At 43.0% G+C, this 14,866-nt stretch carries 14 protein-coding genes and 1 pseudogene; 9 read left to right on the forward strand and 6 right to left on the reverse strand.

Annotated elements, in window-relative coordinates; translation table 11 throughout:
* Positions 1–164: 164 nt before the first annotated feature.
* The 4 genes from E0H88_RS14125 to E0H88_RS14140 all read left to right on the forward strand — a co-directional run bounded on the left by E0H88_RS14125 (position 165) and on the right by E0H88_RS14140 (position 4,321).
* Positions 165–875: a glycerophosphodiester phosphodiesterase gene (locus tag E0H88_RS14125; RefSeq protein WP_131274642.1), complete on the forward strand. Its 711-nt coding sequence runs from the start codon at positions 165–167 to the stop codon at positions 873–875.
* 280 nt (positions 876–1,155) lie between these two features.
* The gene (locus E0H88_RS14130) at positions 1,156–2,322 is read left to right on the forward strand and encodes an acyl-CoA desaturase (RefSeq protein WP_131274643.1); all 1,167 of its coding nucleotides are present in this window, start codon (positions 1,156–1,158) and stop codon (positions 2,320–2,322) included.
* Between the two features lie 105 nt (positions 2,323–2,427).
* Positions 2,428–3,873, forward strand: coding sequence for a protein adenylyltransferase SelO (locus E0H88_RS14135; RefSeq protein ID WP_131274644.1), 1,446 nt, complete (start codon positions 2,428–2,430; stop codon positions 3,871–3,873).
* A 76-nt stretch (positions 3,874–3,949) separates the two neighbouring features.
* Positions 3,950–4,321: an MmcQ/YjbR family DNA-binding protein gene (locus E0H88_RS14140; RefSeq protein ID WP_131274645.1), complete on the forward strand. Its 372-nt coding sequence runs from the start codon at positions 3,950–3,952 to the stop codon at positions 4,319–4,321.
* Here the strand turns inward: E0H88_RS14140 and E0H88_RS14145 are convergent.
* From E0H88_RS14145 to baeS, 3 genes are all read right to left on the reverse strand, one after another.
* On the reverse strand, positions 4,318–4,908 hold the full coding sequence (locus E0H88_RS14145) for a hypothetical protein (RefSeq protein WP_131274646.1): 591 nt from the start codon (positions 4,906–4,908) through the stop codon (positions 4,318–4,320). The genes E0H88_RS14140 and E0H88_RS14145 overlap by 4 nt on opposite strands.
* Positions 4,909–5,003: 95 nt before the next feature.
* The gene (locus tag E0H88_RS14150) at positions 5,004–5,690 is read right to left on the reverse strand and encodes a response regulator (RefSeq protein WP_131274647.1); all 687 of its coding nucleotides are present in this window, start codon (positions 5,688–5,690) and stop codon (positions 5,004–5,006) included.
* A gap of 13 nt (positions 5,691–5,703) precedes the next feature.
* A complete protein-coding gene (gene baeS, locus E0H88_RS14155) occupies positions 5,704–7,365 on the reverse strand; it encodes a sensor histidine kinase efflux regulator BaeS (protein WP_131274648.1) in 1,662 nt (553 codons plus the stop codon).
* 135 nt (positions 7,366–7,500) lie between these two features.
* Between baeS and E0H88_RS14160 the strand changes: the two genes are divergently transcribed.
* The 3 genes from E0H88_RS14160 to E0H88_RS14170 all read left to right on the forward strand — a co-directional run bounded on the left by E0H88_RS14160 (position 7,501) and on the right by E0H88_RS14170 (position 12,202).
* Positions 7,501–8,151 carry a hypothetical protein gene (locus E0H88_RS14160; RefSeq protein WP_131274649.1) on the forward strand — a complete coding sequence of 217 codons (651 nt, stop codon included), beginning with the start codon at positions 7,501–7,503 and terminating at the stop codon, positions 8,149–8,151.
* A 297-nt stretch (positions 8,152–8,448) separates the two neighbouring features.
* Positions 8,449–10,251, forward strand: a complete 1,803-nt coding sequence (locus E0H88_RS14165; protein ID WP_092820341.1) for an acyl-CoA dehydrogenase C-terminal domain-containing protein — start codon at positions 8,449–8,451, stop codon at positions 10,249–10,251.
* Between the two features lie 169 nt (positions 10,252–10,420).
* Positions 10,421–12,202 carry an acyl-CoA dehydrogenase C-terminal domain-containing protein gene (locus E0H88_RS14170; protein WP_131274650.1) on the forward strand — a complete coding sequence of 594 codons (1,782 nt, stop codon included), beginning with the start codon at positions 10,421–10,423 and terminating at the stop codon, positions 12,200–12,202.
* 66 nt (positions 12,203–12,268) lie between these two features.
* Here E0H88_RS14170 and E0H88_RS14175 read toward each other — a convergent pair whose 3' ends face one another.
* Positions 12,269–12,478 carry a hypothetical protein gene (locus E0H88_RS14175; protein ID WP_092820339.1) on the reverse strand — a complete coding sequence of 70 codons (210 nt, stop codon included), beginning with the start codon at positions 12,476–12,478 and terminating at the stop codon, positions 12,269–12,271.
* A 179-nt stretch (positions 12,479–12,657) separates the two neighbouring features.
* Between E0H88_RS14175 and E0H88_RS14180 the strand changes: the two genes are divergently transcribed.
* Positions 12,658–13,155 (forward strand): phosphate-starvation-inducible protein PsiE, encoded by a 498-nt coding sequence (locus E0H88_RS14180; RefSeq protein ID WP_092820338.1) that lies wholly within the window; start codon positions 12,658–12,660, stop codon positions 13,153–13,155.
* A gap of 344 nt (positions 13,156–13,499) precedes the next feature.
* Here E0H88_RS14180 and E0H88_RS14185 read toward each other — a convergent pair whose 3' ends face one another.
* The gene (locus tag E0H88_RS14185; RefSeq protein ID WP_131274651.1) at positions 13,500–13,952 is read right to left on the reverse strand and encodes an RcnB family protein; all 453 of its coding nucleotides are present in this window, start codon (positions 13,950–13,952) and stop codon (positions 13,500–13,502) included.
* A gap of 184 nt (positions 13,953–14,136) precedes the next feature.
* Between E0H88_RS14185 and E0H88_RS14190 the strand changes: the two genes are divergently transcribed.
* Positions 14,137–14,589, forward strand: a complete 453-nt coding sequence (locus tag E0H88_RS14190) for a hypothetical protein (protein ID WP_092820356.1) — start codon at positions 14,137–14,139, stop codon at positions 14,587–14,589.
* A 58-nt stretch (positions 14,590–14,647) separates the two neighbouring features.
* Here E0H88_RS14190 and E0H88_RS14195 read toward each other — a convergent pair.
* Positions 14,648–14,866, reverse strand: a pseudogene (locus E0H88_RS14195) (transposase); the annotation flags it as partial.

Genomic DNA, 14,866 nt, shown 5'->3' on the forward strand with positions numbered 1-14,866 from the left:
AATGGACTTACCTTTTAGCCAACAAAGGATTTTTGTTACTTTTCATCCTTGAAAAGTAACAAAAATCCTCTACGCAAATTAATTTAACTTTTCAATACACTATAAACACATGATCATCTTATACTTTTAAAATTAGATAAAAATCCCATCAAACAGAGTTCATTATGATCATCATCGGACATCGTGGCGCACGTGGTGAAGCCCCTGAAAACACACTCGGTGGCTTTCAATATATTCATGATTTGGGGATTCGGGCGGTAGAGTTCGATGTCCGTCAGCTGAAAGACGGTGAACTGATCATCATGCATGATGACAATTTTTTAAGAACGACTGGCGCAGATCAGGCACTCTATGACCTAAATAGCCAGCAGCTTGAAGCCTATAACCAGGCCCATATCTGGATGGATTGGGAAAAGCAGCTCACTCCGACACTCCGACAGACCCTGAGCATTATTCATGACTTTGAGCATATTGAAGTTGAAGTCAAAGCGGTTGCAACCATGACGGAAGCTGAGAAACTGGTTTTAGAGTTACAAAAACAGTTACATGGTTTTGAACAAACGGCGGTCATCACCAGTTTCGATTTAAAAATCCATCAGGCTTTAAAACAGCAGTATTCCATCTTTAAACGTGGCTTACTGGTTGAAGATGACATCAAATGCCAAGCCATTGAACAGGCTTTAGAACTTGGTTGCTGCCAAATTGGCTGGATGAACCAGCTGGCAACCGATGAGATGATTCAAGCCACCCAACATGCCCATTTAAAAGTCAGTGTCTGGACCGTCAATGACGTTGAGCGTGCGAAGCATCTGCAAAGTTTGGGAATAGACGGATTGATTACCGACTTTCCCAAAATGATGCTCGAACAACTTTAACAAAAAAAAAATTTTCTCTTTTTGTGACTCAATCAGCGATTTATTTACTCAAAAATGACTCACATCGCTGCTATTCACGGAAGCTGCTTTGACCTTCGGTAAAATCAATCAACCCTTCTCTGTATTCTGTTACTGTTTAGTACAATACACCTGTAGAATAATGCTAGTGAAGATTTGTTCGCTCATGCTAATATTGAAGAAGTCTTAATCCCTATAATTTGTATTGAATTAAGAATTCATTTATACCTTACCTTATACGGTTCTAGGAGTGCTGTTGGAGATGAATGCTCCCTTACCCAAAGCCCCAATTAACTGGATTGCAGTGTTTGCATTGGTATTCTTACCAATTGTGGCTGTAATCGCTATCCCTTTATATGCTTATCATCATGATTTTAGCTTAGGCGCATGGATCAGCTTATTTGTACTGCTCGGCATGAGCAGTTTAGGGATTACTGCGGGTTATCATCGCTTATGGGCACACCGTGCTTATGAAGCAACCTTGCCATTAAAAATTATTTTAATGATTATGGGTACTTTTGCCGTTCAAAATAGTATTTTGTTCTGGGCTTCAGGTCACCGTACCCATCACCGTCATGTAGATGACGTCGAAAAAGACCCATATTCAATTAATAATGGCTTTTGGTATGCACATATTGGATGGATGCTACGCAACTATCCAGCAGCAGAAGCAAACTATAAAAACGCACCTGACCTGTTAAATGACAAGGTGGTGATGTTTCAGGACAAATATTACATTCCGCTGGTGATTGCCGTACACGCAGTCATTCTGACCACTGTAGGCTGGGCTGTAGGTGACATGTGGGGCGTCGTGTTATTGGGCGGTTTACTTCGTCTGATCTTGAGCCATCACGTGACTTTCTTCATTAACTCACTGTGTCACATGTGGGGCAAACGTCCATATACCGACGAAAATACTGCACGTGACAATTTTGTTTTAGCCATTGCCACTTGGGGTGAGGGTTATCATAACTACCACCACATTTTCCAATACGATTACCGTAATGGGGTAAAATGGTGGCAGTACGATCCTACCAAATGGCTGATCTGGTCATGTTCAAAACTGGGCTTAGCTAAGAACTTGCGCCGTATTCCAAGCTTTAATATTAAAAAAGCAGAATTGGCGATGCGTTTTAAATATGCCGAACAGGATCTGGCAGTGTATGGTCATAATGTCAATGAAGACATGGCTGCGGCTAAACTTCGTATTGCTCAGGAATATGAAGCCTTTACCCAAACCCTAAATGACTGGGCCAAACTGAAAGAACAAGAGATTCAGGCAAAAAAAGCATCTGTAGCTGAAAAAATCCATCAAATTGACAACAAGTTAAAAGTGGATTTCCAATTGGTTGAACAGCGTCTTGTTCATCATCGCGACAGCTTGAAAATTTTAATGCGTAGCATTAAAAAGAATCCTGTTTCAGAATAAAACCTGATTCCACTGATAAAGCCCCATTATTGGGGCTTTATTCATTTTGGCCGTTTAAATTTGCTATAGTGATCTGGTCTCCCCCGATTTTTATAGATTGTTACCATGCAATTTAATCCGCGTTACCCTTCGCTCAATCCCAAGCTTTTTCACCATCAACTTCCTGTTCCCTTAAAAGGAGCAAAAGCCGGTCATTTCAATGCTGCTCTGGCTGATGAATTACAGTGGTCAGAACAAGATAAAGCCCAATGGGTGGAAATCTGTAGTGGACAAAAAACCTTTGCCAAATTTGAACCCTTGGCCATGGTCTACGCCGGACATCAGTTTGGGCAATGGGCGGGTCAACTTGGTGACGGACGCGGTTTGCTGATTGGACAAATTCTGGATAAACATGGCCAAACCATCGACCTGCATTTAAAAGGCGCAGGTTCAACCCCCTACTCTCGTATGGGCGATGGTCGTGCGGTATTGCGTTCCGTCATTCGTGAATATCTGGCAGGTCATGCACTGAATGCTTTGGGCATTGCATCCAGTAATGCCGTCGGCTTTACCTCTTCCACCCAAGGCATACAGCGGGAAAAACTGGAACCAGGCGCGATGATGCTGCGTACGTCAGACTGTCATATCCGCTTGGGTCATTTTGAATGGATCAACCAATATCAGCCCGACCTTTTAGAAGATTTTGTACAGAAATGTATAGAATGGCACTACCCTGAATGTCTGGAGGCTGAACAGCCTGTTTTGGCTTTCGCAACTCAAGTCATTCAACGTACTGCGGTGATGATTGCCAAATGGCAACTGGTGGGCTTTGCCCATGGGGTAATGAATACCGATAATCTGAATATCACCGGTTCAACGCTCGACTTTGGCCCCTTTGGCTTTATGGAGCGCTTCCGCCCGAACTGGATTAACAACCACTCGGATTATCAAGGCCGCTACACCTACCAGCAGCAGCCAAGTATTGGGCACTGGAATTTATGGATGTGGCTGAATAACCTGATTCGGCTTAAAAAAGATCCTGCTGAAAAAGAACAGTTCAAAGAAGATTTGGCGAAATGTTTAGAGCATTTTGAGCCGACCTTCCTCGAACATTATACGGTTGGTTTGTGCCAGAAAATGGGCTTGCCAAGTTTCCATAAAGACAGTTTTGATTGCGGTATGGCATTCTTGCGAATTTTACAAACGGAGCAACTGGACTACACCCAAAGCTTTATTCGTTTACAGAATAAGCAATATGAAACTATTAAAGATGATTGCCTCGATCGTCGCCAGTTTGAAAGTTTCCTGGCTCAATATGAAAGCATTCGGGCAAATCAGGATACCGATGCACTGGATGCCGAAATGGTGAAAGCCAATCCGCACTATATTCTGCGCAACCACATGGCGCAGAAAGCCATTGAACTGGCAGAACGGGATAATTTTTCCGAAGTGGAGCGCCTGTTTAAGTTGTTGAGCCAGCCTTATCTTAAACAACCCGATTTAGAGCAGCCTGAAGATTTAGGCCCTTTGCCGAGTGATGTGCCTGAAGTGATGGTGAGCTGTTCTTCTTAAAGTTATTCATAAAGCATATATAAACTGTGGATAATTTCAGCATTATCCACAGTTTTGTTTTGGATTATTCAAACTTATGACTTTGCACAATCTTGCTTCCCAAACTGCTTTAAAGCTACCTGAAGTGACGATTACCCAACCTTTTGGCGATGGCTGTGATGTGTTTAAAGTCATGGATAAAGTCTTTATGTTGAGTTTTCATTTAAAAGGCCAAGCAGCCATTAACTTAAAAGTTATCCCGGATGATGGCGCAATGCTGCGCGATATTTATCCTTATATACGTGCCGGCTGGCATATGAACAAGCAGCATTGGGTAACGGTGTATGAGGATAAAGATTTAGATATCGAACTTGTGAAAGATTTGGTGCTGAATTCTTATGAACTGGTGGTGTCGAAGTTAAATAAAGCACAACGGCAACGAATAGCTTTCCTGAGAAAAATGCACTAAAACTTATTTATTTCCTTGAGCCTACTGGTTCTAAACATACCCAATTCATATGCCCATTTCTTTGAAATATCATATAGAGTTAATGCTAATTCTCTACAACATTCAGGTGTGAAAAAAGCAAAATCCTCACCTAAATTCGTGTTTACAAATTCGAGAATATTTCCATGACAAAGGTTATGGCGAGTACGGACAATTTCCACAATTTCCACATTTACCTTTTTTAATCTATCGCTTTCAAAAAGTTTTGCCAAAATATCATCTTCATTTGGAAAAGCTAGAGTTTCTATAGGAAGATTCTTTTCATAAGCTACTTTGAGGAGTCTATTGCTTAATAACTTAGAAGCATCTAGCTGCATAATTCGAGTTGGAGTTTCAACTTGCGCCATAGTAATTCTCAAAGATGCTTCTATTCCGCAAAGAAAGCTGGTACATGCTGGGAGATAGAGCTCACTTTTCAAAGCTTGCACAGCCTGTGAAAAAAACCAATGGACTTCAGCACCTAATCCTTGATGAAAAAAGAATAGCTTTTCTTCCGACTCTTTCTCCAAGTCTGAAATTATTCGTTTTATTTGAAGTTCATCGTCCATATGTTTGTATACATAGAAAACCAATACGTTAATTCATTATATTAAAAAAGCGAATAGGCTCGCACCTATTCGCTTCTTGCCATTTTCAGACTGAATCAATCCTCGGGATATTCAAAACGATAGCCTACCCCATAAACAGCCTGAATCCACTCATGACGGTTGCCTGTTTCGGCAGCATCAGAAATTTTACGGCGCAGGTTTTTAATATGGCTATCAATCACACGGTCCGCCACATCAAAACTGTCCGGGTTAATATGATCGAGCAATTGCGCACGTGAATAGACTTGACCGACATGCTCCAGGAACAACTCCAATAAACGGAATTCAGTCGGGGTCAGGTTCAAGGTTTTTTGCTGATACCAGATGCGTTGCTGGGCTTTATCCATACGGAACAGGCTGTTCTGCTCAGGTTCGGCATGACGGTCCAGGCGACGTAACACCGCTTGTACCCGTGCAACCAGTTCTTTCGGGCTAAAAGGCTTGCAGATATAATCATCTGCGCCCATGTTCAGGCCCAGTACGCGGTCAATTTCTTCAGTCCGTGCAGTCACCATAATAATCGGCAAATCGGACTGTTCACGCACTTTACGGCAAATGGTCAGGCCATCCATACGTGGCACCATCAGGTCCAGAATCATCAAACTGGGTTTACGTTGCAGAAAGCTGTCATAGGCTTCTTGCCCATCATGAAACATACTGACTTCAAAACCCGCAGCTTCCAGATAGTCCCGCACCAGTTGTGCAAGTTCCACTTCATCTTCTACCAGCATGATATGTTTCATGAATGTTATTCCTTTATTTGTTTAACTGTTTTGGAAAAGTCAGTTTGCAACGCAAACCGCCTAATGGAGAATGATCAAAACTCAACTGTCCACCCATTGCCTGCGCAATTTTACCAGATAATGCCAGACCCAAGCCTGTTCCCCCGGTACTCCGGGTACGGGAATCATCCACACGATAGAAACGCTCGCCTAAACGTGCCAACTGTTCGTCACTCAAGCCAAGCGGACTGTCATCCACAATCACACTCCAATGGGTGGCTGATTGCTCGGTATGCACACGAACTTCGCCGCCTGCTTCAGTATAACGAATACTGTTACCCAGCAAGTTGACCATAATTTGTTTAAAACGATCTATATCTAATTGTAAATTCGCACCTTCACCCTGCACCGAAATAGATAGATCAGCCTGGGCAAATTTAGGCTTGAAGTTTTCAACTTCCTGCAGCACCACATTCCACGGATTGACGTCTGCCATGTAGCATTTCAACTGTTGTGCTTCAGCCTGAGCCAGGTCGGCCAGATCCTGAGTGAGTTTTTTCAGGCTGGTGACCTGGCGCAGCATCGATTCAAAATGTTCCGGTGTCGGTTTGCGAATACCGTCCTGCATCGCCTCAATTTGCGCTTGCAGTACCGCCAATGGTGTTTTTAATTCATGTGAAGTATCGGCCACCCACTGACGGCGTGAGGTTTCATGCTGATCCAGAATAACCGCCAGATGGTTCAATTCTGTCGATAAATCACCCAGCTCATCATTGCGGTTGACTGTGACCTGATGCTGGAAATTGCCTTTGGTCAGTTCGCGGGTCCCTTGCAGCAAACGCTGAATGGGCGTTTTAAAATAAGTGGCCAACAATAAAGCCGCGACCAAGCTGGTCAGGAACGTTAAACCGTACACCAATAATAAATAACGTTTCTGGTTACTAAAGAAGTTGATGCTAGAAGCATCATCCTGATCCAGCACCGGCTTCAAGCCTAAATAACCGACTACCTTGTTATTCACCATAATCGGACGATATGACACTGGAATATCGGATGGCTCACCCACGACAAACTGTTTTTTGGCATCATACAGCGACAAGCGGGAACTTAAGCCCAAACGGTCCGGCAAAGAAATAAACTGCTTTTTCTTAGCTTGAGTGGATGTTGCATCGGCAGGCTTATCTTCAGCTTTCCGGTCAGAGCGGAAGATATTTTGATTGGCACTGAGTGGAAATTTAAGCCCTTCAAAAGGCTGATACTCGGAAGGTAAATTCAACTCGATTAGGCGCAATTCTTCTGCGTCTAAAATCGGTTTGCTCGGCCCGGTTTTATTTAAACTCGGAGACACACTCAGCAGGGTATTGTCCTGAAAATAACGCTGCTGCAAGGCAATATCATATTGACGGCGTAACCACCAGCGAGACAGACGGTCATAGTCATCCGGTGCAGCAGTGCCTTCTATTTGCAGGATTTGCGCCTGAATGGCATTGCCCCAGTCATGATAAACCGAATAGACGCCAGCCAGATTACTGATCACATGATCCAGCTTCTGCATTTCGACATCCGCGACATAGCGGGCGAAGTTCTTTTGCATGGTCCAATGCAATACACCCAGGCTGACCGTCGTAATCACCAAGGTAGTGAACAGTACGGTCAGAAACAGGCGTAAGGCAATCGGAACACGGCGAATCTTCAAAAGTTAAGTCTCAATCTTTTTTCTCAATGAATTATTGTAACGAACCTTCTAAAAAAATACTCTTCATTGTTTCTTCATCATTATTGTTTAATCTTTAACATATCAAATTTCGTTTTTTCATTGGAGATAACAACAATGAATTCCATGACAAAAATGGCTTTAGTCGGTGCCAGCGTACTCAGTATGGGTGTTTTGACAGCCTGCCAATCGACCAGCACGGTTCAGGACAAAGATGGTGACCACCCGCGCATGATGCGAGACCATCATCCAAAGTATGAGCGCAACATGACACCCGAACAGCGTGAGCAGTGGCAGCAGGTCCGTGCCGAACGCCAGCAAATGATGAAAAGCATGAAAACAGCCTGTGACGGCAAAGCCGTGGGTTCTGCGGTACAAATCAAGGCAGGTGAAAGAAGCATTGCTGGGACTTGCGTGACGCATTTCACTCCCGATCGTGCAGAGATGAAGCGCATGCGTGGCGAAATGAGAGCGATGCACATGCAAGCTGATCATCGTGCCATGCAGGGTGAAATGAAAGGCATGTACAGGATGCAACACGATGAACCGCTGACTGATGCCAAACGCGCAGAATTGACCAGACAATTTGACCAGCGCCTCGCTCAGCACCAGGCACATCAGCAAGCCATGTTAAAAGCTTGCCAAGGTCAACCTCATGGTAAGGCGGTTCAAGTCAAAATGGGCACACACACCCTCAATGGTAAATGTGAAGTCCACTTTCAGCCTAAAGCCCCTATGGGTTCCACAACAGCAAAACCTGCATCATAAAATTTACCCAAAGTTAAAAAGGCGCAGCTCTGCGCCTTTTTTATTGCCTGTCAAAAATTAAACCATTTGACTATTTATGCCACTCACAAAGCCATAAAAGCATTTACACTCAAGATACTTAGCCATTTCAAATTATAAATCTTTGACTTTACAGTCACCAAGAAAAAGCCCCTAACGCTTGTACCAAGGGGGAAGATGTTGCACGATTGAGCCATACAAATACGTGTCATTGAAGATACGTTCCAATGTTTATTTAGAATTATTAACGCTGGTTAAACCAGTATTGAGGAAACCGATATGCCACAATACAAAGCGCCCTTACGTGATATGCAATTTGTTCTACATGAATTGTTAAATGCTGAACAACATTATGCAAGCTTGCCTGCATTTTCTGACACCGTAAGCCGTGAATTGGTTGATCAATATTTAGAAGCTGCGGCTGACTTCTGTGAAAATGAATTGTCTCCAATCAACCAAAGCGGTGACCGCGAAGGTTGTACCTGGAATGATGGTGTGGTAACTACACCTACAGGCTTTAAAGAAGCCTATCAAAAATATATCGAATTGGGTTTCCCGTCATTATCTGCTGAAGAGCAATACGGTGGTCAAGCCTTGCCTGTTTCTTTAGGCAACGTGATCTCTGAAATGGTGGGTACTGCAAACTGGGCATGGGGTATGTACCCTGGTCTTTCACACGGTGCTGTCCGTACCCTGGAACATCACGGCTCTCAAGAACAAAAAGATACTTACTTGCCTAAGCTGGTTTCAGGTGAGTGGACCGGTACCATGTGCTTGACAGAATCTCACGCAGGTTCAGATCTGGGAATTATCCGTACCAAAGCTGAACCGAATGCAGATGGCAGCTACGCAATTTCTGGCGAGAAAATCTTTATCTCTGCTGGTGAACACGACATGGCAGAGAACATTATTCATATCGTGTTGGCGCGTCTTCCGGGTGCACCAAAAGGTACTAAAGGTATCTCTTTATTTATCGTACCGAAATTTAACCTCAATGCTGATGGTTCACTTGGCGAACGCAATACCGTTCGCTGTGGTTCAATTGAACACAAAATGGGTATTCATGGTAACGCAACCTGTGTACTCAATTTTGATAACGCAAAAGGCTTCCTGATTGGCCCTGAAAACCGCGGCTTAAACTGCATGTTCACATTCATGAACACTGCCCGTATTGGTACTGCGGTACAAGGTCTTTCAGCTTCTGAAGGCGCGTTCCAAGGTGCATTGGCTTATGCTAAAGACCGTTTGGCAATGCGTTCACTTTCAGGCGTTAAAGCGCCAGAAAAAGAAGCAGACCCAATTATTGTTCACCCTGCTGTACGCAACATGCTATTAACGCAAAAATCTTTTGCTGAAGCTGGCCGTGCATTGGTTTACTTATTGTCTTTCTATGCAGACACGGTAGAGCAAGGTGCAACTGAAGAAGAACGTAAAGCTGCGGACAACATGTTGTCACTACTTACCCCGATCGCAAAAGCATTCTTGACTGAAACCGGTTCTGAATCTGCGAAACACGGTGTTCAAGTATTCGGTGGTCACGGTTTCATCTCTGAACACGGTATGGAACAGATTGTTCGTGATACACGTATCGCTTGCTTGTACGAAGGTACCACTGAAATTCAGGCGCTTGACTTGCTAGGTCGTAAAGTTTTGGGTACTCAAGGTGCAATGTTGAAAGACTTCACCAAAGTCATCCATAAATTCTGCGAAGCCCACAAAGACAATGCTGCAATGAAAGAATTTGTTGAACCACTTGCTGCTCTGAACAAAGAGTGGGGTGATTTGACCATGCAGATTGGTATGCGTGCAATGCAAAACCCGGATGAAGTTGGCGCTGCTGCAGTAGATTACCTGTACTTCTCTGGCTATGTAACGCTTGCTTACCTATGGGCCCGTATGGCACTTGTTGCTCAAGAAACATTGGCTGCTGGTACAACTGACGTAGATTTCTACAACGCGAAAGTGACTACTGCCCGTTTCTACTTCAAGAAAATTCTTCCACGCGTTCGCTCACACGTTGAGGTGATTGCGGGTGGCGTTGAGCCATTACTGGCTTTAGATGCTGAACACTTCGCATTCTAAGTACAGGATTTTTAAACTGAGGTGAGAAAAAGGACAGTCATGTTTTTGGCAGTCCTTTTTCTTTATCAAATAAACAAAAAAATTAACCTTTAGTCGTCTAACCACATGAATTTTCATCTATTAGACTGATCAAACCGAACTGAATCAAACAATAAACAGGTGACTCACTATGCCAATCTATAATGCACCTCTTGCAGATATGAAATTCATTCTGAATGATGTTTTCAATGCAGAACAATTCTGGCAAGCCAATGAAAATCTTGCTCATGTTGATGCAGCAACAGCTGAAGCCATTCTTGAAGAAATGGCGAAATTTGCGCAAAACGTGACTTTGCCTTTAAACCGTACGGGTGATGAAGAAGGCGCTAAAATTGAAAATGGCAATGTGACGACCCCTGCGGGCTTTAAAGAAGCTTTCAAACAATATGCAGAAGGCGGCTGGATTGGTCTGGGTGCTGACGCTGAATGGGGCGGTCAGGAAATGCCAAAAATGCTGACCGTGCTTTCTGATGAAATGCTGTTTGCAACCAACCCATCTTTTATGCTCTACCCGCTTCTGTCTGTGGGTGCAGGTATGGCATTAAACAGCTATGCTTCCCAAGAGCAAAAAGAAACTTACCTGCCTAAAATCTACTCGGGCGAATGGTCAGGTACCATGTGCTTGACCGAGCCACATGCAGGGACTGACTTGGGCATTATCAAAACCAAAGCAGAACGCAATGAAGACGGCACTTATAACATTACCGGTACCAAAATTTTCATTACCGGTGGTGACCACGACCTGGCTGAAAACATCATTCACCTGGTCCTGGCGAAAACGCCAGATGCCCCTGCCGGTTCCCGTGGTATTTCACTGTTTATCGTACCGAAATTCCTAGTAAATGAAGATGGTTCTTTGGGTGAGCGTAACCATGCAGGTCCAGGTTCAATCGAACACAAAATGGGTATTAAAGCCTCTGCGACTTGCGTAATGAACTTTGACGGTGCCAAAGGTTATCTGGTCGGTAAAGAAAACGAAGGCCTGGCTGCCATGTTCGTGATGATGAACTACGAACGTCTGTCTATGGGGATTCAAGGTCTAGGTGCTTCTGAATTTGCTTACCAGAATGCTGCGCAATATGCGACGGACCGTCTTCAAGGTCGTAGTGCTTCTGGCGTGAAATCTCCAAACAAACCTGCGGACAGCATTTTGGTCCATGGCGACGTCCGTCGTATGTTACTGAATGCGCGTGCCAACAACGAAGCATCTCGTGCTTTTGCGGTGTATGTCGGTCAACAGCTTGATATCACTAAATTCTCGACCGATGCCGAAGCGGTAAAGAAAGCCAATGACCGTGTTGCGCTATTAACTCCAATCGCAAAAGCTTACCTGACTGACACTGCATTTAACGCAACTTTAGATGCACAAATGGTTTTCGGCGGTCATGGCTTCATTCGTGAATGGGGCATGGAACAATGTATCCGTGACTTGCGTATCTCGCAGATTTACGAAGGCACCAACGGTGTTCAGTCTCAGGATTTGATCGGCCGTAAGACCATTAAATGTGGTGGCGCATTCATTGCAGAATACATTCAGGAAATCCGTGATTTTACCAATGGTCTGGATGCGGATCTAAACTTCATTAAAGATGCCACTTTAGATGCAGCAGCAGAAGTTGAATCGGTTACGCAATATATTCTTGAAGCCAGCAAAGAGAATGTTGACTTCCCGAATGCAGCAGCAGTGGATTATCTGCATGCGGTGGGTCTGCTCAGCTTCTCTTACATGTTTGCAAAAATTGCCCATGCAGCGAAAGCCAAAGACGGCGAGTTCTATCAAAATAAATTGTCACTGGCACTTTATTTTGTACAACGCATTCTGCCTGAACTTGCACTGCGCATTACCAAAGTAAAAGCCGGTGCTGACGTGGTCATGAACTTCTCTGAAGACTACTTTACCAATCAGGCTTAATCCTGCACAAAGATAAGCAATAGAAAAACGCCTGCAAATGCAGGCGTTTTTTTAGCGAAAAATGAATTAGATTTTTTCCACAATAATAGAATCTGAAACTTTTTTGTCACTTTGAGCATTTTGATTAATTTTCACAATTTTAATCACGCCTTCAGCTTGTAAATTTTCACATAACGCGATCAATTTCTGCATTTCGTCCATTTTAATGCCAGAACCCAAAATAAGTTTTTTACCATTTTGTAAATTATTAATTTTTGTTTGAATTGTTTCTAACATTTTCTTTTCCCTGATCAATGAAATAACCATTCATACATTACATGAATTTAGTATAAAAAAAATACACCCCCTTAAATTATTTACAATTTTTCATTTTCTCATTTCTAATGTGCATGAAATTTGCATACTGCTTAATAGCAATTTCATACAAATAATCATTCAAGATACAGGAGGAAAAGATGCCAAAGCCTGATAGCAAAGTTGAAAAAATTGAGACCCTCCTCGACCGTTTTGGAAATATCGCCGTAGAAAGCTTTCACTATATTGCACTGTTTATTATTGGCTGTATGGTGATCTGGTCTGCCGGACATACGGTATTTGAAATTTTAACCATTAAACAATTTGCGACCATTGACGATATTCTGTTGCTGTTTATTTATCTCGAACTGGGTGCCATGGTCGGTATTTACTTCAAAACCAATCATATGCCGGTGCGTTTTTTAATTTATATTGCCATTACTGCCCTGACCCGTTTACTTATTTCAGATATCCAGCATGACCATAAAGCCGATATGGATCTGGTGATTATTACCGGTTCAATCCTGATCCTGGCATTTGCGATTTTGGTGGTGCGTTTCTCTTCCTGGACTTATCCATCTGTCATTCGTGACAAACATTCAGAAAAAACGCTACCTGTAGACAAAACCCCTCGACCACAAGATGATGAATTAGCTTAATATGTTAAAAGCCCCTCTTTTTAAAGAGGGGTTTGGGGAGATTTAATAAATCTCTTTCAAAAATCAAAAAATGTTCAATATTAGATTTTTTAAATCAGCACAGCCGCATTTGATTGATTTAATTTTTTGTACCTTCTCGTAGGCGATCTTTCTACTTTTGAAAGGTCAAAAGTAGACAAAAACCTTTTGTTCCCCATACACGACATCCTTGTCGTGATGGGAAACGTGTGGCATCCATGCCACACTCATGAATCTAATATCGACTAAAATCTATTTTCAATTTCAGCTTTAAGAACAGTTTCTAAAATGATTTATGAAAGAAGTTTAATAATTAAAATGAATCTTTAACGATTCGGCACCAGCACATAACGCCCATTTTCAAAAATCCAATAAGTACCATTCGGTGGTGCAGGTAAACCTAAACGCTGCCAATCGCTGATAAAGGTATAACGCGAACTTTCAATCCTTGAAGTGTTGGGATCACCATTGACCCAGCTATAGCTTTGTGAATTTTGCGTGATGGTGGTCGGTGCCTGATATTGAATGCTGATGCCATTCTGAATGACCGGATAATGCTGATGATGCGCTGGACGCTGCGGATAATTCGGATAGTGCTGTGGATAGTTATGCTGAGGATAACTGTTTTGTGGATAATGATTTTGCGGATAATGAGGACGATGTTGATACCGGGTGGTATCTACCCCGCGATAATTTGACCAGCGATTTTCCGCCTGCGTTGTTGCAGAAGCCCCCAAGAGCATGATGCCACTCAAAGCACAAAGAACTGCCAATTTCATAAGAGCCACCCCACCTACTTTATAAAGCTTATTTTAATCTCCAGTTTAGGATAAAAAATGAATAAAAAAACGGCAAATGCAAAGTTTTGTAAATGAAATATTTCACGGATTTTCTCTGCAGACACATCCCGGCTCAAATGATGAGTATGCTAAAATGCCGTTTTTTATTATGGGATCAAACAGAGTGTCTGATTTAAGTTTTGACCGCCTACATCAATTCTTTTGCAAGGTTCCAAGTATTCAAGAATCTTTAATCAATGCCTATGGTTCAGATGGTCAACACGCCTGGTGGTTCAAATTTCAAATCAATGTGGAACACCCTCTGGCATGGCAAACCGTACAGGAACTGGGTCATGTACTGAATTACATTTCCAAGAATGAACGTTTACCGACACAGTTTTTACCGGTTTCTCCGCCACCTTATATGAATGGTGAAGCCAAAGACTTTTTGGCCTGGGTCATTCAGTGCAACCATCCCGATTTTCCGCCCGATGTGGTCTGTGACTGGCTAGAAGCACGTTTACCGCAGCCGGTTGAAGATGAAAGCCAGTGGAAAATTAAAACGGATATAAAAGAGCTGGATAAAATCTCTGACAAAGATTTGGATCAGATGGTGCCGCCTAATCCGCAACAATAAAAAAGTTTGATTACCTCTCCCTAACCCTCTCCTTTTAGGCATAGGTATCTACACATCTTTAGGCACCTAATGCAATGGTTGCAATTTCATTCAGTTCATCTATTGAATATTCTGAGAGCAGTTGAAGGGTATTCAGTAAAATCGAAAGTCCTGCCAAGATGGCAGGCGCACTTTCTATCTTGCCTCTTTTCTGCTGTCTGCCTGATAGACGAGTCAGAAATGCACGGACTTGCTTATTTTTTTCATCCGTACAGCGTTGTACTCTCCACGTCAGCAC

This window comes from Acinetobacter sp. ANC 4216 (genome assembly GCF_004331195.1).
Classification (GTDB): Bacteria; Pseudomonadota; Gammaproteobacteria; order Pseudomonadales; family Moraxellaceae; genus Acinetobacter; species Acinetobacter kookii.

What these genes read in the sequence shown, in the direction of transcription:
- E0H88_RS14140 (WP_131274645.1), top strand. Translation starts at nt 3,950, where the DNA reads ATGACTTTGCACAATCTTGCTTCCCAAACTGCTTTAAAGCTACCTGAA.
- E0H88_RS14135 (WP_131274644.1), top strand. Translation starts at nt 2,428, where the DNA reads ATGCAATTTAATCCGCGTTACCCTTCGCTCAATCCCAAGCTTTTTCAC.
- E0H88_RS14170 (WP_131274650.1), top strand. Translation starts at nt 10,421, where the DNA reads ATGCCAATCTATAATGCACCTCTTGCAGATATGAAATTCATTCTGAAT.
- E0H88_RS14160 (WP_131274649.1), top strand. Translation starts at nt 7,501, where the DNA reads ATGAATTCCATGACAAAAATGGCTTTAGTCGGTGCCAGCGTACTCAGT.
- E0H88_RS14165 (WP_092820341.1), top strand. Translation starts at nt 8,449, where the DNA reads ATGCCACAATACAAAGCGCCCTTACGTGATATGCAATTTGTTCTACAT.
- E0H88_RS14130 (WP_131274643.1), top strand. Translation starts at nt 1,156, where the DNA reads ATGAATGCTCCCTTACCCAAAGCCCCAATTAACTGGATTGCAGTGTTT.
- E0H88_RS14145 (WP_131274646.1), bottom strand. Translation starts at nt 4,908, where the DNA reads ATGGACGATGAACTTCAAATAAAACGAATAATTTCAGACTTGGAGAAA.
- E0H88_RS14185 (WP_131274651.1), bottom strand. Translation starts at nt 13,952, where the DNA reads ATGAAATTGGCAGTTCTTTGTGCTTTGAGTGGCATCATGCTCTTGGGG.
- E0H88_RS14180 (WP_092820338.1), top strand. Translation starts at nt 12,658, where the DNA reads ATGCCAAAGCCTGATAGCAAAGTTGAAAAAATTGAGACCCTCCTCGAC.
- E0H88_RS14125 (WP_131274642.1), top strand. Translation starts at nt 165, where the DNA reads ATGATCATCATCGGACATCGTGGCGCACGTGGTGAAGCCCCTGAAAAC.
- E0H88_RS14150 (WP_131274647.1), bottom strand. Translation starts at nt 5,690, where the DNA reads ATGAAACATATCATGCTGGTAGAAGATGAAGTGGAACTTGCACAACTG.
- E0H88_RS14175 (WP_092820339.1), bottom strand. Translation starts at nt 12,478, where the DNA reads ATGTTAGAAACAATTCAAACAAAAATTAATAATTTACAAAATGGTAAA.